We start from the raw sequence: 16,754 nt of genomic DNA, 5'->3' as shown, positions 1-16,754 counted from the left end.
GGATTGCTGACCGACAGAGGTGGGGAGTCTCCCGTGGTGATTTGCAAGGGTCTGACAGGCGCCGGCCCCACTGAAGGTCCTCGCCCCGCAATCACGACCGGCTTGAGCACATCGGCATGAGCGTTAAGGCTGTCGCCACCGAGTTGGCCCAGGCGTTGGCTCGAGGCCTGCAACCATGCGCGGGCTCGTTCCGAGCGAACCAAGCGCAGCGCCTTGCCGCTCAGGCGCAGGCCTATGCCTAAGCCGCCGGTAACGATTGCCAGGATGAAGTTGATCAGCACCGCACCGCGCACTTCGCCCAGGACTTCGGCCAAATATTGCGGTGGCAACATCCGCAGCCAACTGGTGAACGCCGCCGTGTAAACGAAGAGCAAGGGCTCATCGCTCATCATCAGCGCTTTGGCGATCGCCTCTGACGAAGTTTCCAGCAGTTGCTCAAGCTCGGCCCCGGTGAGGTATTCCAGGAGCTTTTCACTGTTGGCCTTAAGGTCCGCCAGCAGATCGAAGATCTGTTTGATGTCGTCCCACAGTTCAAACAGGCCTTTTTCAAAGCCGCGTAACTGAGACTGCTCCAACAGGTCGACGCGCTTGAAAAAACGGCTGTCGGAGAATTCCTTCCACTGTGGTTGAAACTCGTTCCACTCGGCTTTCAGCCAACCTTCGAGCTCGGCGATCGCTGTTTGATAAGAGGCATACAGCGCCCTGACGTGATCGCTCGTGACATTCGGAAAAAAGCTGATGCGGTAACGCTGGCCGCGGTCGCATTCGGCGATTTCCAGGATGCCGCTGGGGCCGATGACGTATGGGATTGGATCGCCAAACGTTTCTTTCCCCAGCGCGTCCCGAATGATGGGTTCGAGCACCACCGGTGTGTCGCCGATTGGCACGAAACGTGATGCCTGGAACATATGCACAAGGGTCAATGGACCTTGTGCCGGACAGCTCGCCACCACGGCGCTGACTTGCTTGCCGCCGTCCTTCGTAGGCGCGAGCGAGACCTCATTGCCGACCTTGAACACCTGCTCGATGTCCAGCGTCTGGCCGTTCCAGAACTTCTCTGCCCACGTGTCGTAGTCGCCCAGGCAACTGCGAAAATCCTGTAGCACCGCCTCGACATTGGGCTTGTTCATGACGGCCAGGACCAGCGAACCAATGGCGCCGCTTAGAGACGGGGTCTTGTCAGGGAAACGCATTCAGACATCTCGCAACGCAGGAAGGCGCGAGACTTTGCCGGGGATGGCTGGAGAAATAAGTCAGGAAAGGAGATAGGGTCTGTAGGGCAAATCTTTAATTGGTTCCGGATAGGCAAGAACCCGCTGAACCCCTTGGAATTCAGACAATAAAAAGCCGGCTTATGGCCGGCTTCTCGTTGACTGATTCAGTTCGTTTTTGACAAACCTTACCAGCCTTCAAAACGTACATCCGGCTCTTGCGGCCGGCTGTGGGACTTGGTCAGAAAGTGATCTGCCTTGTCGGTGCGAGGCGTGGGCTCGCAAATGTGGGGCGCAGGATACGCGGGTTTGCTTTGGAATCCCAGTGGTAAGTGGTGTGGAATCATTGGGTTAGGGGTGAACCAGGGGAAAAGCAGGGGGCTGCTGCGCAGCCCAGCGGGAGCAAGCTCCCTCGCCACGAAAAGCGATCCCTGCCGTTGGGAAGTCAATCGGACACCGGCGGTCTCTGTTTGTTGAGGGTTGACCACCAGAACACCCAGCCGATCACGTGGATGTGTTGTGCGTCGATCTGTTCGGCGCTGAAGACTTCGTCGGGGTAGGCGGCGCTGTTGTGGCTGCGCAGCCGAAGTCGGTTACCGGGGATGCGGTGCAGGTATTTGATGCGCAGCATGCCGTCGTGTTCGAGGGCGTAGATTTGGCCGTCGACGATTTGGGTCAGACCCCGGTCGATGGCGAGGGTGGAGCCGTCTTCGATGCGTTCGGCCATGCTGTCGCCGACCATGGTGGTGCAGATGGCGTCGCTGGGGTCGATTTCCAGGGATTCTAGGTGGGTGCGGGGCAGGCGGATGGATTGATCGGGGATTTCGGTGATGTAAGTTTTGGTTTCGCCGGGGGCAATCGGGACTTCCTTGTAGAACGGCAGTTCGATGTCCGTGGTTTCCGCCACGCTGTAGACGCCGTCGTTTTCGGCGGCTTCATAGGTGGTGCCGGGGCCGAGGCCCAGTGGGGTTTGCGGGCCTTCGCCGGTGGCGAGCCATTGCGGGCTGACGGTGAGCAGGCCGGCGATGCTGTAGATGCGTCCCGGTGGGATGCCACGGTTGAACCAGTTATTTACATGCTGCGATTTTACGCCGTACAACTTCGCGAAGTCGGCGGATCGGATGTTGGCTTCTTTGAGAAGGGCTCTGAAGCGGTCGCCACTGGAATGTATTTTCATAAACGGAAAGTTTAGGGGCGACTGTGCTTTCGGCAATAAACATGTCGTGTGAATTTATAAGATGATCTTTCCGTTTGCAGGAACCAAAACTAGCGGGATAAACGCAGGTAAACGCTGGTAATACGAAAGTGTATTAGCCAGGGTCCAAGCATAAAAAAACCCCGGTTAACCGGGGTTCTTTTTAAGTTCGGTCTCAGCCTTTGTAGGCGGCAACCGACTTGGTGATCGCTTCGCGGGCGGCGTCTGCGCCGGCCCAGCCTTCGATCTTGACCCACTTGCCTTTTTCGAGGTCTTTGTAGTTCGCGAAGAAGTGCTCGATCTGCTGGATCAGCAGTGGTGGCAGGTCGGTGTATTCCTTCACATCGACGTACAGTTGCGACAGTTTGTCGTGGGGTACTGCGATGACTTTGGCATCGCCGCCGCCGTCGTCGGTCATGTTCAGGATGCCGACTGGACGGGCGCGGATGACCGAGCCTGGAGCCACTGGGTAAGGGGTTACGACCAGCACGTCGAGGGGGTCGCCGTCGTCGGCCAGGGTATTGGGGATGTAACCGTAGTTGGCCGGGTAGAACATCGGGGTGGCCATGAAACGGTCAACGAACAGGCAATCGCTGTCTTTGTCGATTTCGTATTTGATCGGGGCGTGGTTGGCCGGGATTTCGATCGCGACGTAGATGTCGTTCGGCAGGTCTTTGCCAGCCGGAATCTTGCTGTAGCTCATTGGGCGGTGCCCCCGTTAGTTGACCAGATGACTGGTCGGATTGACCAAAAAGTGGCGGCGATTATAGGCATATTCGGCCGCTGTTGCCACGCTACCAGGGTCTTGGGCTTTGCCCTAGACCTTAGTATGACGCCTGATAGACCGGATCTTCGGCCTGAAGTTGCCGCAGCCGGGCCAACGGATCCTGGCGGTAAAACGCCTTGAGCTGTTCATACACCCGAGGATAGGCCTGGTGCAGCAGATCCGGGGCGCTGAAGAAGTATTCGCTGGTGACGGCGAAGAACTCGGCGGGGTTTTCGGCGGCATAGGGATCGATGGCGGTCTCTGCGTCGGGGTTGTGGTCGAGTTGGCGGTCCAGATCATCGAATGCATGTTGCATGGCGTCGGCCCAGTCGCTGACGCGCATGTCGGCGTGCAGCGGTGGCAGGCCGTTGGCGTCGCCGTTGAGCATGTCGAGTTTGTGCGCCAGTTCGTGGATCACCAGGTTGTAGCCGTCCCAGCCGCCGCTGGCCATCACGCCGTCCCAGGCCAGGATGATTGGGCCTTGGGGCCAGGCTTCGCCGCTGTGTTCGCCGTCCCATTCGTGCTCGATGCCGCTGGCGTCGCGGTAGCGTTGGGGGCTGAGGAAGTCGTCGGGGTAGAGGACGATTTCGTGGAAGCCCTGGTACCAGTTCAGGTCGCCGAGGTGCATCAGTGGCAATTGGGCCTGGGCGGCGAGCAGCAGGCGTTGTTCCTGGTGCAGTTCGACGCCGGGCAGGGCGGTAAGGTGTTTGTCGTGCAGGAACAGTACGCAGGCTTCACGCAGCCATTGGTCTTCTTCGGCGCTGATGCCGTCGAGGAAGCTCAATTGCTGGCGCACCCGTTGCCAGGTGTCCTCGGCCACGGGGTGTTTGGCGAGGGCGCGTCGGCGGCGCCAGTTGCTCAAGGACCACATGGAGCGATCAGCGCGTTTCGGCTTTTGAGCCGCGCTGGCTCATTTTGCTGCGCACCAGGCCAATGATCATCGGCAGCAGCGACAGCAGGATGATGCCCACCACCAGCAGCGACAGGTTTTGCTTGATGAAGGGCACGTTGCCGAAGAAGTAGCCGAGGGTCACCAGGCCGCCAACCCATAGGATGGTGCCAAGGACGCTGAAGCCTAAGAAACGCAGGTAATTCATCTTTCCGACGCCGGCGACGAAGGGCGCGAAGGTGCGGATGATCGGCAGGAAGCGCGCCAGGGTCACGGTTTTGCCGCCGTGTTTATCGTAGAAATCGTGGGTCTGCTGCAGGTAGTCGCGGCGGAAGATTTTCGAGTTGGGGTTGCTGAACAGTTTTTCGCCAGCGGTACGGCCGATGAGGTAGTTGGTGCTGTCGCCGAGGATGGCCGCGAGCATCAACAGGCCCCCCAGCAGTACCGGGTCCATGGCGCCACCGGCGGCTACGGCGCCGGCGATGAACAACAGGGAGTCGCCCGGCAGGAACGGCATGACCACCAGGCCGGTTTCACAGAAGATCACCAGGAACAGGATGGCGTAGATCCACGTCCCGTAGTTGGTCACCAGCATGTCGAGGTAGACGTCGAGATGCAGGATGAGGTCGAGGGGGTTGAAATCCATGCGTAACACCTTGGTGGCGGCCCGACTCGGCGGGCCTGGTGGGTCTGGCTTTGAGTATGGGCTACAGAGTGTGTAGCTTTTTCTTACAAGCAGGGAAGAGCGGCATTATACGGTGGGGATTGTGAAGCGCGTGTTGAGTTTGTAGCGGGGGATTTCCAAGGGGACTGGCTGGATGAGGCGTGGCTCGGACCGATTTTGTGGCGAGGGAGCTTGCTCCCGCTGGACCGCGTAGCGGTCCCAAAGCAGGCAGCTCGGTCGGCCTGATGTACCGCGTGCTCAGGTTTTGGGGCTGCTGCGCAGCCCAGCGGGAGCAAGCTCCCTCGCCACGAGGGTTTCACTCAGTCACAAGGTTTCACCTGGCCACAGAGGCTTCATCTAGCCGCAGGGGTCAAAGCCCTTCACTGATCGGCAGCACGTAGTTCTTGAACTCGGAGTCTTCCTTGAAGCCGATCGACTCGTAGGTTTTCTGCGCGACGTCGTTGTTGCTGCTGGTGGAGACGCGCATGCGGACGGCGTTGGTTTCCTTGGCCATTTTTTTTGCGGTGCGGATCAGGTTGTCGGCGACGAGTTGGCGGCGGGCGTCTTCGGCGACGTAGATGTCGTTGAGGATCCACACGCGCTTGAGCGACAGCGACGAGAAGCTGGGGTAGAGCTGGCAGAAACCGAGCAACTTGCTGTCGTCGTCATCCGGCAGGGCCAGGTAGATCACCGACTCTTTGCGGCGCAGGCGTTTTTCCAGGAAGGCCCGGGACGAGTCCGGAAAAGGCAGCGAGCCGTAGAATTCCCGGTATTTGACGAACAATGGGGTCAGCAGGTCCAGGTGTTCCAGCGTCGCTTGGATAATCCGCATGGTAGGTCTCGTCTGCAAAGGTCGACATCAAGTCTGACAACAACGGCGGACTGCCGTGCCCAGATGCTGCCTGAAAGCGGATCAAAAGCGCAATTGCATGACAGGTTCAGCTTGGGGGCGGCGCCAGTAGGAAATTACCTTTCATATCGGCACCGTTTTCCGCCTCTAAAGTGTTTACCTGGGCTTCGTCCTTCAGATTGACCCCCGAGAGCTGTCGGCGACAGGCCTCGCGCATCAGGTAGATCAGGCGATGGGCCGCCATGCCGTAGCTCAGGCCTTCGAGGCGCACATTGGAGATGCAGTTGCGATACGCATCGGTCAGGCCGACCTTGGGGGCGTAGGTAAAATACAGCCCCAGGCTGTCGGGGGAGCTGAGGCCGGGGCGTTCACCGATCAGGATCACCGACATTTTTGCGCCGAGCCGCTGCGCCACTTCATCGGCCACCGCGACGCGGCCCTGTTCCACCAAAACGATGGGCGACACAGACCAGCCTTCGGCGGCGATCTGTTCTTCCAGGCGCGCCAGGAACGGCAGCGTATGGCGATGTACCGCCAGCGCTGACAGCCCGTCAGCCACCACAATGACCAAGTCCACACCGCCGGGATGGGCGGCGGCGTAGTCCTGAAGGATTTGCGCGGAGGCGCCGTCGAGCCGTCGACCCAGATCCGGGCGTTGTAGATAGCTATTGCGGTCGCTGGCTGCGCTGTGGAGCAACAGGCTTTCACGGCCACGCTCAGTCAGTTGTGCGCGGATGCCCTGGTGATCGAACGCCAGGTGCACCGCATCGCGGGCCTGGGCGTGGGCGAATTGGAAGTCCAGTTGCGCCGAGGTGGGTAGGCTGGTGCCGGTGCGGCCCAGGGCGATGCGCGCCGGGGTGAGGTTGCGCAGGTTCAGCCAAGGGTTTTGCGAATCGACAGGGTTTTTATCCATGGGCAGGTCTCTTATCCCAAATGCGCGAGGGCGTGACGAAACGCCGGTGGCAGGTTGTCGCCGAACCGCACCCGGCCATCGGCCTGAGTGAAGATGCCCATGTTCGCCAGCCAGGTTTCGAATTCCGGCGCGGGCTTGAGGCCCAGGGTCTGGCGGGCATAGAGGGCGTCGTGGAACGAGGTGGTCTGGTAGTTGAGCATGATGTCGTCGGAGCCGGGGATGCCCATGATGAAGTTGATCCCGGCCACGCCCAGCAGGGTCAGCAGGGTGTCCATGTCGTCCTGGTCGGCTTCGGCGTGGTTGGTGTAGCAGATGTCGCAGCCCATCGGCACGCCGAGCAACTTGCCGCAGAAGTGGTCTTCGAGGCCGGCGCGGATGATTTGTTTGCCGTTGTAGAGGTATTCCGGACCGATGAAGCCTACAACCGTGTTCACCAGGAACGGGTTGAAATGTCGCGCCACGGCGTAGGCCCGCGTCTCGCAGGTCTGTTGATCGACGCCGTGGTGGGCATTGGCCGACAGCGCGCTGCCTTGGCCGGTTTCGAAATACATCAGGTTGTTGCCCAAGGTGCCGCGATTCAGGCTGAGCCCTGCGTCGTAGCCTTCCTTCAAAATGTTCAGGCTGATGCCGAAACTGGCGTTGGCCGCTTCGGTGCCGGCGATGGACTGGAACACCAGGTCCAGGGGCACGCCCCGGTTCGCCGCTTCGATGGAGGTGGTGACGTGGGTCAGCACGCAACCTTGGGTGGGGATGTCGTAGCGCTGGATGATGGCGTCGAGCATTTCCAGCATGGCGCAGATCGAGGCGGTGCTGTCAGTGGCCGGGTTGATACCGATCATGGCGTCGCCGTTGCCCAAGAGCAGGCCGTCGAGGATGCTCGCGGCGATGCCGGCGGGTTCGTCGGTGGGGTGGTTGGGTTGCAGGCGCGTGGACAATCGCCCGCGCAGGCCGAGGGTGCCGCGGAACTTGGTCACCACGCGGATTTTCTGCGCCACCAGCACCAGGTCTTGCACGCGCATGATTTTCGACACGGCGGCGACCATTTCCGGCGTCAGGCCAGGAGCCAGTGCCCGCAGGCTCTGTTCGTCGGCGGCTTCGCTGAGCAGCCAATCGCGAAAACCGCCGACCGTGAGGTGGCTGACGACGGCAAAAGCTTGTTTGTCGTGAGTGTCGACGATCAAACGGGTGACTTCGTCGGCCTCGTAAGGAATCAGCATTTCTTGCAGGAAATGGCTGAGGGGCAAGTCAGCCAGGGCCATTTGCGCGGCCACGCGCTCGCCATCGTTGAGCGCGGCGATCTCGGCCAGGAAATCCCCGGAACGCGCCGGGCTGGCCTTGGCCATCAGGTCTTTGAGGCTGTCGAAGCGGTAGGTCTGGGCGCCGACCGTGTGTGCAAAACTGGCCATACAGGTTCTCCGTGACGGCGCCGCTGGGCGGCGCCGTGTTTTTCGGCACGTTACGGCTTAGTGCAAGGCTTCTTCGGCTTTTTGAATGGCCGCGAATTCCTCTTCGGGCGTGCCTGCGACCAAGTGATGCCGACTGTAGAAAGCAAAGTAAGCAATTAACACTCCATAGATGATCGCGGCGCCGATCACCACCCGAGGATCGACCAGGAAGCCCGCCACCACGGCGATACACGCCAGCACCAGGGCCACGCCCGAGGTGAAGATGCCGCCCGGCGTGCGGTATGGCCGGTCCATTTTGGGGCGACGGATGCGCAGGGTGATGTGCGCGGCCATCATCAGCACGTAGGAAATGGTCGCGCCGAACACCGCCACCAGAATCAGCAGGTCGCCCTGGCCGGTCAAGGACAGGCCGAAACCGATGATGCCGGGGATGACCAACGCCATGACCGGCGCTTTGCTTTTATTGGTTTCCGAGAGTTTGCGCGGCAGGTAGCCGGCGCGGGACAGCGCGAAGATCTGCCGCGAGTAGGCGTAGATGATCGAGAAGAAACTGGCGACCAAACCGGCCAGGCCGACCAGGTTGACGAAGTTGCCCATCCAGGTCGAGCCGCCGTAGGCCTTGGCCAGGGCTTCCACCAGTGGGTTGCCCGACGCCATCAACGCGTTGGAGCCCGCGCCGCCCGGGCCGATCACCAGAATCAGCAGGGCAAAGGCCACCAGCACCAGCATCGCGCCGATCAGGCCGCGCGGCAGGTCGCGCTTGGGGTTCTTGGTTTCTTCAGCGGCCAGCGGCACGCCTTCCACGGCGAGGAAAAACCAGATCGCATAAGGGATGGCCGCCCAGACGCCGACGTAGCCGAACGGCAGGAACGAACTGGCCCCAGCGGCCTCGGTGACCGGAATGTCCAGCAGGTTGGCGACGTTGAAGTGCGGCACCATCGCCACCAGGAAAACCCCCAGTGCCAGGGCGGCGACGGCGGTGATGATGAACATCAGCTTGAGGGCTTCCCCGACGCCGAAAATGTGGATGGCAATGAAGATGATGTAGAACGCCAGGTAGATCATCCAGCCGCCAATGCCGAACAGCGACTGGCAATAGGCGCCGATGAACACGGCAATCGCCGCCGGGGCAATGGCGTATTCGATCAGGATCGCGGTTCCCGTGAGGAATCCGCCCCAAGGCCCGAATGCGCTGCGGGCAAAACCGTAGCCGCCGCCGGCGGTGGGGATCATCGAAGACAGCTCGGCGAGGGAAAAACACATGCACAGGTACATCGCGGCCATCAGCAGCGTGGCGAGGAACATCCCACCCCAACCGCCCTGGGCCAGGCCGAAGTTCCAGCCAGCGTAGTCGCCGGAAATGACATAGGCCACGCCCAGGCCCACCAGCAGGACCCAGCCTGCCGCGCCTTTCTTCAGTTCGCGTTGTTGGAAATATTCGGAGCCGACTTTTTCGAAATCGACCGAGGACGTTGCCGGTTGCGGGGTTGCATGATCGCTTGGCATAAGGGTTCACCTGTTTTTATTGTTTTTTGGCCCTGTTGGAGCGGGGCTGCTCTTGGAACCGGTGTGTTGCATACAGCATGGATGCAAGCTGGACCGCCGCCTTCGCGAGCAGGCTCGCTCCCACAGTGGATCGGTTCCAACCCTGAAGAAGAGTTATCCACAAATCCCTGTGGGAGCGAGCCTGCTCGCGAAGGCAATCTAAAGGGCGAAGCAGGGTTGCCTGCCTCGCCCTTTTTTACTTAGAAGAACCCCAACGGATTGATGTCGTAGCTCACCAGCAGATTCTTGGTCTGCTGGTAGTGGTCGAGCATCATCTTGTGCGTCTCGCGCCCGACGCCGGACTTCTTGTAGCCACCGAACGCGGCGTGGGCCGGGTACAGGTGGTAGCAGTTGGTCCAGACGCGACCGGCCTTGATCCCCCGGCCCATGCGGTAGGCGCGGTTGATGTCGCGGGTCCAGAGGCCCGCGCCGAGGCCGAACTCGGTGTCGTTGGCGATGGCCAGGGCTTCGGCTTCGTCCTTGAAGGTGGTGATGCTCACCACCGGGCCGAAGATTTCTTCCTGGAAGACGCGCATCTTGTTGGTACCCTTGAGCAGGGTCGGCTGGATGTAATAACCGCTGGAAAGGTTGCCTTCGAGTTTCTCCACCTGGCCGCCGGTCAACAGTTGCGCGCCTTCGCCCTTGGCGATTTCCAAGTACGAAAGAATCTTGTCGAATTGCTGCTCGGATGCCTGGGCGCCGACCATGGTGTCGGTGTCCAGCGGGTCGCCACGTTTGATCTGCTCGATTTTCTTCATCACCACTTGCATGAATTCGTCGTAGATCGACTCCTGCACCAAGGCGCGGGATGGGCAGGTGCAGACTTCGCCCTGGTTGAAGAACGCCAGCACCAGGCCTTCGGCGGCTTTTTCGATGAAGCTTGGCTCGGCCTGCATGATGTCTTCGAAGAAGATATTCGGCGACTTGCCGCCCAGTTCCACGGTGGACGGGATGATGTTCTCGGCGGCGCATTTCATGATGTGCGAGCCCACCGGGGTGGAACCGGTGAAGGCGATTTTGGCGATGCGCTTGCTGGTGGCGAGGGCTTCACCGGCTTCCTTGCCGAAACCTTGCACCACGTTCAGCACGCCCGGTGGCAGCAGGTCGCCGATCAGTTCCATCAGCACGCAGATGCCCAGCGGGGTTTGCTCGGCCGGCTTGAGTACCACACAGTTGCCGGCGGCCAGAGCCGGAGCGAGTTTCCAGGCGGCCATCAGCAGCGGGAAGTTCCACGGGATGATCTGCCCGACCACGCCCAGTGGTTCATGGATGTGATAGGCCACGGTGTTGCCGTCGATCTCGGCGGCGCTGCCTTCCTGGGCTCGCAGGCAACCGGCGAAGTAGCGGAAGTGGTCGGCTGCCAATGGGATGTCGGCGTTGAGGGTTTCACGCACGGCCTTGCCGTTGTCCCAGGATTCGGTGATCGCCAGGGTTTCGAGGTTCGCTTCGATGCGGTCGGCGATTTTCAGCAGGATCAGCGAACGGGCCTGGACCGACGTAGCGCCCCAGGCATCAGCGGCGGCGTGGGCGGCATCCAGGGCTTTGTCGATGTCTTCGGCCGTGGAGCGCGGGAATTCGGCAATGGGCTGGCCATTGACCGGCGAAGTGTTGGTGAAGTACTGACCTTTGACAGGCGCGACGAACTCGCCGCCGATGTAGTTACCGTATTTGGCCTTGAACGAAACGATAGCGCCTTCAGTACCGGGGTGAGCGTAACGCATGATGAGTTCTCCTTGGCTTTTGTGCTTATTAGGGAGCCGCGCAAATTCGCGCTGGTACTTAAGCCTAGAGCAAAGGTTGGGCCATTGCCTTGCAGGGCCCGGAAATCAAGACTTTGGGAGGAATACGTCAGACAAACGGAGGGGTTGTGTCACGGTTGCGATACGCAGGGTGTGACAGTTTGTGCCATGGCTGAGACAGTCTGTGACCGGCAGGTCGCGCCAGCATTGCAAAGGCGGTTGGGCTGGAGGATGCTGGGCCTCACGAAGTTGGCCTGCTCAGCATTGTGGCGAGGGGATTTATCCCCGCTGGGCTGCGCAGCAGCCCCCAAAGCAGCCAACTCGATCAATCTGATCCACCGCATGCTCAGGTTTCAGGGCTGCTGCGCAGCCCAGCGGGGATAAATCCCCTCGCCACAGGTTAAGTGTCGAGCACGGGTTAAATGTTAAACAGTTGCTCCAGTGAGGCAGGTCCTTCAGGGGAGAATAATAAGAACATGCACAGCAACCATTTGAGTCGCCATGCCCAGCAAGTCTTGACGGTCACCCAGGGCAAGGCCCATTTGCAGGGGCCTGGCAGCGATCCGTCGATTGCCCGTTCCTGGCTGCGCTGCCTTGAGGACTATCACCTCGACCCGGCCCAGAACCTGGCGCCGACGGTGCTTGAACATGGCCGAGTGCTGGAAAGCCGCGAGCGTTTGCAGCAAGTGCTGCATATCGCCGGCACGGAAATGACCAGCCTGCATCAGCAACTCTCCGGCGCCGGCCACGCTGTGCTGCTCACCGACGCTCGGGGCGTGATCCTCAACTGCGTCACTGCCCCCAGCGAGCGGAAGATTTTCGAGCGGGCCGGCCTTTGGCTGGGCGCCGACTGGAGCGAAGCCTGCGAAGGCACCAACGGCATCGGCACCTGCCTGGTGGAACGCCAAGCCCTGACCATCCACCAGGAAGAACATTTTCGCGGCCGTCACACCGGCCTGACCTGCTCGGCGAGCCCGGTGTTCGACCCTCATGGCGAACTGCTGGCGGTGCTTGACGTGTCCTCGGCCCGGCCAGACGTGTCGCGCCAGAGCCAGTTCCACACCATGGCCCTGGTCAATCTCTCGGCGAAGATGATCGAGAGCTGTTATTTCCTGCGTTGCTTCGACAATCAATGGTTACTGCGCTTCCATCTGCAGGCCGAGTCCGTGGGGCTGTTCAGCGAAGGGCTGATGGCGTTCGACGGCGAAGGGCGGATCTGCGCGGTGAACCAGAGCGCGCTGAACCTGCTCGGGCACATTCGTGGCGGCTTGCTTGGTCAGCGGGTCGAAGACTTTTTTGATTGTTCCCTGGATGAGCTGATGGGCCGGGCCAGTGCCCAGGCCAGCGCCAGTTGGCCGTTGCGCACCCGTGACGGCCGGCATCTGTTTGCCGTGTTGCGCGGCCAGCCGCGTAGCGTCCCGGCCCCGGTCGCGCCGGCCTTCAAAATGGTCGAGTCGGCACGTTTGCCGGGGATCTGCCTGGGAGATGCGGCGTTGCAGGAACATTTTCGCAAGGCACTGCGGGTCTACGAACGCGATGTGCCGCTGCTGATCCACGGCGAGACCGGCTCCGGCAAGGAGGCGTTTGCCAAGGCTGTGCACCATGCCAGCCAGCGCGCCGAAAAAAACTTCGTCGCCCTCAACTGCGCCGCGATTCCAGAAAGCCTGATCGAAAGCGAGCTGTTCGGTTATCGCGGCGGCAGCTTCACCGGCGCGAGAAAAGAGGGCATGCGCGGCAAGTTGCAACAGGCCGACGGCGGCACGCTGTTTCTCGATGAAATCGGCGACATGCCGCTGGCCTTGCAGACTCGCTTGCTGCGGGTACTGGAAGATCGCCTCGTGGTGCCCATCGGCGGCGAACCCGAGGCGGTGAACGTACGCATCATCAGCGCCACTCACCGGCAATTGCTCGACCGGGTGCGCGATGGCAGTTTTCGCGAGGATCTGTATTACCGCCTCAATGGCTTGGAAATCCTGTTGCCGGCGTTGCGTGAGCGCAGTGACAAATCTCAGCTGCTGGATTTCCTGTTGGCTGAAGAGAGCGGCGCCGAGACGGTGTTTATCGACGAACCGGCGCGCCAGGCATTGCTGGGCTTCGGCTGGCCGGGCAACGTGCGGCAGCTGCGCAATGTGCTGCGTACCCTCGCTGCGTTGTGCGACGGCGGGCGGATTGGTTTGGAAGACTTGCCGGCGATGATCCGCCAATGCCCGGTGGAGCAGGTAGAAGCCCCGACAGAACACCCGCTGGAAGATGCCGAGCGGCTGGCGTTGCTCGATGCGCTGGAGCGCCAGCGCTGGCATATGACCCACACAGCTGAACAGCTGGGGATCAGCCGCAATACCCTCTACCGCAAACTGCGCAAGCACGCGATTGCCCGATAACCGCGTCGCGGCCCTTCGCGAGCAGGCTCCCTCCCACAGTGGATCTCGGTGCGAAGGCTAAACACAAGGTGCGATTTTCCCCTCCCTACGCTAACCTGCGGCCATGTTTACGAGGTCGACTATGCACATCCATATTCTCGGTATTTGCGGCACTTTCATGGGTTCGATGGCGGTTTTGGCGAAGGAATTAGGCCATCACGTGACGGGTTCCGACGCCAACGTCTATCCGCCCATGAGCACTCAGCTGGAAGCCCAGGGCATCGAGTTGACCCAGGGCTATGACCCGGCACAGCTGGACCCGGCGCCGGACCTGGTGGTCATCGGCAACGCCATGTCCCGTGGCAACCCGGCGGTGGAGTACGTGCTCAACAAAGGCCTGCCGTACGTGTCCGGGCCGCAATGGCTGGCCGACCATGTGCTGCAGGGCCGTTGGGTCCTGGCCGTGGCCGGCACCCACGGCAAGACCACCACCAGCAGCATGCTCGCCTGGGTGCTGGAGCACGCGGGCATGAGCCCGGGCTTCTTGATCGGTGGCGTGCCGCAGAATTTCTCGGTGTCGGCGCGCCTGGGTGGCACGCCGTTCTTCGTGATCGAGGCCGATGAGTACGACAGCGCATTTTTCGACAAGCGCTCGAAGTTCGTCCACTACCGTCCACGCACGGCGATCCTTAATAACCTCGAGTTCGATCATGCGGACATCTTCCCCGATTTGCCGGCCATTGAGCGGCAATTCCACCATTTAGTGCGCACCATCCCCAGCGAAGGCCTGGTGATCCACCCGACTACCGAGCCGGCGTTGCAGCGCGTCATTGAAATGGGCTGCTGGACGCCGGTGCAAACCACCGGTGCGGGCGGTCAGTGGCAGGTCAAGCTGCTCAAGGATGACGGCTCTGAGTTTGAAGTGATGTTCGACGGCCAGCCCCAAGGCGTGGTCGAGTGGGACATGACCGGCCAGCACAACGTCGCCAATGCCCTGGCGACCCTGGCGGCGGCCCGGCATGTCGGCGTGGTGCCGTCCATGGGCATCGCCGCGTTGAGCGCGTTCAAAAGCGTGAAACGGCGGATGGAAAAGGTTGCCGAAGTCCGCGGCATCACCATTTACGACGACTTCGCCCACCACCCGACGGCTATTGCCACCACCCTCGACGGCTTGCGCAAGCGCATCGGTGATGCGCCGTTGATCGCTATCATCGAGCCGCGCTCCAATTCCATGAAGCTCGGTGCCCACCGCGACGGCTTGCCGGAAAGCGTGGTCGATGCCGACCAGGTGATCTGGTATGCGCCGGCCAACCTGGGTTGGGATCTGGCCGCCACCGCCGCGCTGTGTACGGTGCCGTCGATTGTCAGCGATTCCTTGGAGGGCATCATCGAACGCGTCAAAAGCCAGGCCCAGCCCGGTACCCACGTGGTGATCATGAGCAATGGCGGCTTCGGCGGCCTGCACGGCAAACTGGCCGAGGCGCTGAAATGAACACTCGCTTGCAGGGCAATGGCCCGGAACGCATCACGCTGGCGATGACTGGTGCGTCCGGCGCCCAGTACGGCTTGCGCTTGCTCGATTGCCTGGTGCGCGAAGACCGCGAAGTGCATTTCCTCATCTCCAAGGCCGCGCAACTGGTGATGGCCACCGAGACCGACGTGACCCTGCCACCCAAGACTCAGATGATGCAGGCCTTCCTCACCGAGTACACCGGTGCGGCGGCGGGGCAGATTCGTGTGTATGGCAAGGAAGACTGGATGTCGCCGGTGGCCTCCGGCTCCGGCGCGCCAGCGGCGATGGTGGTGGTGCCGTGTTCCACCGGGACGCTGTCGGCGATTGCCACCGGTGCCTGCAACAACCTGATCGAACGGGCGGCGGACGTCACGCTCAAGGAGCGTCGCCAGTTGATCCTGGTGCCCCGGGAAGCGCCGTATTCGAGCATTCACCTGGAGCACATGCTCAAGCTGTCGAACATGGGCGTGACCATTTTGCCGGCCTCGCCGGGTTTCTATCATCAGCCACAGACCATCGATGACCTGATCGATTTCGTGGTCGCCCGGATCCTCAACCTGATGAACATTCCCCAAGACATGCTGCCACGTTGGGGCGAGCATCATTTGAGCAGCGATGAATAAGCTGCTGGCGGTGTTACTGGCGTTGCAACTGACCGGTTGCGCCACCGCCCGCACCCTCGACGCCGCCAAGCCGGGTGCGCCGGTGGTGTACGCCGGGACGCGCCTGGATCTTTATGCGCTGAACGGCGGTTGCTGCGCCAAGGACCGCTTTGGCGCTGAGGCGCCGAGCTATCCGGGCCTCGATCTGCCTGGGAGCGCGTTGCTCGATACTTTGTTGTTGCCGTTGTCGTTGTTTACGGCGTTGGGTGTGGGGTTCCAGGCGACTGGGGGATTGTAGCAAGCAATTGCCTCACAACCTGTGGCGAGGGCGCTTGCTCCCGCTGGGCTGCGGAGAAGCCCCCAGCTTTTTCCCCTGAGATCCAAGGCGACTGCTGCGCAGTCGAGCGGGAGCAAGCTCCCTCGCCACTATGCATCCACGCAGGCGCTACAGAATCATTTCCCAAGCCTGCGCAACTCATCCGACTCCACCACCCGCACCCCATCCTGCTCTTCCAGCGCCAGACGCCACATGGCCCGGGCCAGTTGGCAGGCTTCGATACCGTGGTACTTGCCGGGAATCAGCTTGGACAACGGCCCGGCCAGTTGCTCGGCCAGGCGCGGTTCAACCCGCTCGCCGAGCAGCAGGGAAGGGCGGCAGATGGTCAGTTGCGGCCAATCCTGGGCCTTGAGGGCCGCCTCCATTTCGCCTTTGACCCGGTTGTAGAAGATCGACGACTTCGCGTCGGCATTCAACGCACTGATCACGATGAGATGCCGCGCGCCCAGCTCCCGGGCGCGTTTGGCGAAGGCTACCACCAGGTCCAGGTCCACGGCGCGAAACGCCTGTTCGGAGCCGGCTTTCTTGATGGTGGTGCCGAGGCAGCAGAAGGCGATGTCGACCGGGCCTTCGAGCCGTTGCAGCAACTCGGCCGGTTCCCCAACCGGATTTTCCAAGTGCGGATGCTCGGCCAGTGGCCGGCGGGAAGGCGCCAGTACCCGGGTGATGGTCGGCTCATTGAGCAGCCGATCCAACAGATGTTCCCCGGTCAATCCGGTCGCGCCGGCGAGCAAAACATGCTGAGGCGTCAAGTACATAGTGTC

General features: G+C 61.4%; 14 protein-coding genes and 1 pseudogene. 4 read left to right on the top strand and 11 right to left on the bottom strand.

Annotated features, from left to right (window positions below; all coding sequences use genetic code 11):
* The 10 genes and pseudogenes from ACLK1G_RS22140 to exaC form a co-directional block, all read right to left on the bottom strand.
* Nucleotides 1-1,193 (bottom strand): annotated as a pseudogene (locus ACLK1G_RS22140) (type IV secretion protein Rhs); the annotation flags it as partial.
* A 463-nt stretch (nucleotides 1,194-1,656) separates the two neighbouring features.
* A complete protein-coding gene (locus ACLK1G_RS22135) occupies nucleotides 1,657-2,388 on the bottom strand; it encodes a LexA family transcriptional regulator (protein WP_420767356.1) in 732 nt (243 codons plus the stop codon).
* A gap of 193 nt (nucleotides 2,389-2,581) precedes the next feature.
* Nucleotides 2,582-3,109, bottom strand: coding sequence for an inorganic diphosphatase (ppa, locus tag ACLK1G_RS22130; protein ID WP_003205933.1), 528 nt, complete (start codon nucleotides 3,107-3,109; stop codon nucleotides 2,582-2,584).
* Nucleotides 3,110-3,230: 121 nt separating this feature from the next.
* On the bottom strand, nucleotides 3,231-4,043 hold the full coding sequence (locus ACLK1G_RS22125; protein ID WP_420767355.1) for a M90 family metallopeptidase: 813 nt from the start codon (nucleotides 4,041-4,043) through the stop codon (nucleotides 3,231-3,233).
* Between the two features lie 7 nt (nucleotides 4,044-4,050).
* Nucleotides 4,051-4,707, bottom strand: a complete 657-nt coding sequence (locus ACLK1G_RS22120) for a DedA family protein (protein ID WP_420767354.1) — start codon at nucleotides 4,705-4,707, stop codon at nucleotides 4,051-4,053.
* Between the two features lie 388 nt (nucleotides 4,708-5,095).
* A complete protein-coding gene (locus ACLK1G_RS22115) occupies nucleotides 5,096-5,557 on the bottom strand; it encodes a GNAT family N-acetyltransferase (RefSeq protein WP_420767353.1) in 462 nt (153 codons plus the stop codon).
* 106 nt (nucleotides 5,558-5,663) lie between these two features.
* Nucleotides 5,664-6,488: an ethanolamine ammonia-lyase subunit EutC gene (eutC, locus tag ACLK1G_RS22110; protein ID WP_420767352.1), complete on the bottom strand. Its 825-nt coding sequence runs from the start codon at nucleotides 6,486-6,488 to the stop codon at nucleotides 5,664-5,666.
* A gap of 11 nt (nucleotides 6,489-6,499) precedes the next feature.
* Nucleotides 6,500-7,894: an ethanolamine ammonia-lyase subunit EutB gene (locus tag ACLK1G_RS22105; RefSeq protein ID WP_420767351.1), complete on the bottom strand. Its 1,395-nt coding sequence runs from the start codon at nucleotides 7,892-7,894 to the stop codon at nucleotides 6,500-6,502.
* 57 nt (nucleotides 7,895-7,951) lie between these two features.
* A complete protein-coding gene (gene eat, locus ACLK1G_RS22100) occupies nucleotides 7,952-9,400 on the bottom strand; it encodes an ethanolamine permease (RefSeq protein WP_420767350.1) in 1,449 nt (482 codons plus the stop codon).
* A 239-nt stretch (nucleotides 9,401-9,639) separates the two neighbouring features.
* Nucleotides 9,640-11,160, bottom strand: coding sequence for an acetaldehyde dehydrogenase ExaC (exaC, locus tag ACLK1G_RS22095; RefSeq protein ID WP_420767349.1), 1,521 nt, complete (start codon nucleotides 11,158-11,160; stop codon nucleotides 9,640-9,642).
* A 494-nt stretch (nucleotides 11,161-11,654) separates the two neighbouring features.
* On the opposite strand from exaC, the gene ACLK1G_RS22090 reads away from it, so the two are divergent.
* The 4 genes from ACLK1G_RS22090 (at nucleotide 11,655) to ACLK1G_RS22075 (ending at nucleotide 15,951) form a co-directional block, all read left to right on the top strand.
* Nucleotides 11,655-13,559, top strand: coding sequence for a sigma-54-dependent Fis family transcriptional regulator (locus tag ACLK1G_RS22090; protein ID WP_420767348.1), 1,905 nt, complete (start codon nucleotides 11,655-11,657; stop codon nucleotides 13,557-13,559).
* 121 nt (nucleotides 13,560-13,680) lie between these two features.
* A complete protein-coding gene (mpl, locus tag ACLK1G_RS22085; RefSeq protein ID WP_420767347.1) occupies nucleotides 13,681-15,030 on the top strand; it encodes a UDP-N-acetylmuramate:L-alanyl-gamma-D-glutamyl-meso-diaminopimelate ligase in 1,350 nt (449 codons plus the stop codon).
* The gene (ubiX, locus tag ACLK1G_RS22080) at nucleotides 15,027-15,674 is read left to right on the top strand and encodes a flavin prenyltransferase UbiX (RefSeq protein ID WP_420767346.1); all 648 of its coding nucleotides are present in this window, start codon (nucleotides 15,027-15,029) and stop codon (nucleotides 15,672-15,674) included. Before mpl ends, ubiX begins: the two co-directional genes overlap by 4 nt.
* Entirely contained in the window at nucleotides 15,667-15,951 is a 285-nt protein-coding gene (locus ACLK1G_RS22075) for a YceK/YidQ family lipoprotein (RefSeq protein WP_045157038.1), read from the top strand. The genes ubiX and ACLK1G_RS22075 overlap by 8 nt, the downstream gene beginning before the upstream one ends.
* A 155-nt stretch (nucleotides 15,952-16,106) precedes the next feature.
* Here the strand turns inward: ACLK1G_RS22075 and ACLK1G_RS22070 are convergent, their stop codons facing one another.
* Nucleotides 16,107-16,748, bottom strand: a complete 642-nt coding sequence (locus ACLK1G_RS22070) for an oxidoreductase (RefSeq protein WP_420767345.1) — start codon at nucleotides 16,746-16,748, stop codon at nucleotides 16,107-16,109.
* Nucleotides 16,749-16,754: the final 6 nt, after the last annotated feature.

Origin of the sequence: Pseudomonas algeriensis (assembly GCF_048847255.1) — a bacterium.
Lineage (GTDB): Bacteria > Pseudomonadota > Gammaproteobacteria > Pseudomonadales > Pseudomonadaceae > Aquipseudomonas.
This window is presented reverse-complemented; position numbering and strand designations above follow the sequence as displayed.

Excerpts from the sequence above, each read along its gene's own strand:
- ACLK1G_RS22135 (WP_420767356.1), bottom strand. The coding sequence starts at position 2,388 with ATGAAAATACATTCCAGTGGCGACCGCTTCAGAGCCCTTCTCAAAGAA.
- ppa (WP_003205933.1), bottom strand. The coding sequence starts at position 3,109 with ATGAGCTACAGCAAGATTCCGGCTGGCAAAGACCTGCCGAACGACATC.
- ACLK1G_RS22125 (WP_420767355.1), bottom strand. The coding sequence starts at position 4,043 with ATGTGGTCCTTGAGCAACTGGCGCCGCCGACGCGCCCTCGCCAAACAC.
- ACLK1G_RS22120 (WP_420767354.1), bottom strand. The coding sequence starts at position 4,707 with ATGGATTTCAACCCCCTCGACCTCATCCTGCATCTCGACGTCTACCTC.
- ACLK1G_RS22115 (WP_420767353.1), bottom strand. The coding sequence starts at position 5,557 with ATGCGGATTATCCAAGCGACGCTGGAACACCTGGACCTGCTGACCCCA.
- eutC (WP_420767352.1), bottom strand. The coding sequence starts at position 6,488 with ATGGATAAAAACCCTGTCGATTCGCAAAACCCTTGGCTGAACCTGCGC.
- ACLK1G_RS22105 (WP_420767351.1), bottom strand. The coding sequence starts at position 7,894 with ATGGCCAGTTTTGCACACACGGTCGGCGCCCAGACCTACCGCTTCGAC.
- eat (WP_420767350.1), bottom strand. The coding sequence starts at position 9,400 with ATGCCAAGCGATCATGCAACCCCGCAACCGGCAACGTCCTCGGTCGAT.
- exaC (WP_420767349.1), bottom strand. The coding sequence starts at position 11,160 with ATGCGTTACGCTCACCCCGGTACTGAAGGCGCTATCGTTTCGTTCAAG.
- ACLK1G_RS22090 (WP_420767348.1), top strand. The coding sequence starts at position 11,655 with ATGCACAGCAACCATTTGAGTCGCCATGCCCAGCAAGTCTTGACGGTC.
- mpl (WP_420767347.1), top strand. The coding sequence starts at position 13,681 with ATGCACATCCATATTCTCGGTATTTGCGGCACTTTCATGGGTTCGATG.
- ubiX (WP_420767346.1), top strand. The coding sequence starts at position 15,027 with ATGAACACTCGCTTGCAGGGCAATGGCCCGGAACGCATCACGCTGGCG.
- ACLK1G_RS22075 (WP_045157038.1), top strand. The coding sequence starts at position 15,667 with ATGAATAAGCTGCTGGCGGTGTTACTGGCGTTGCAACTGACCGGTTGC.
- ACLK1G_RS22070 (WP_420767345.1), bottom strand. The coding sequence starts at position 16,748 with ATGTACTTGACGCCTCAGCATGTTTTGCTCGCCGGCGCGACCGGATTG.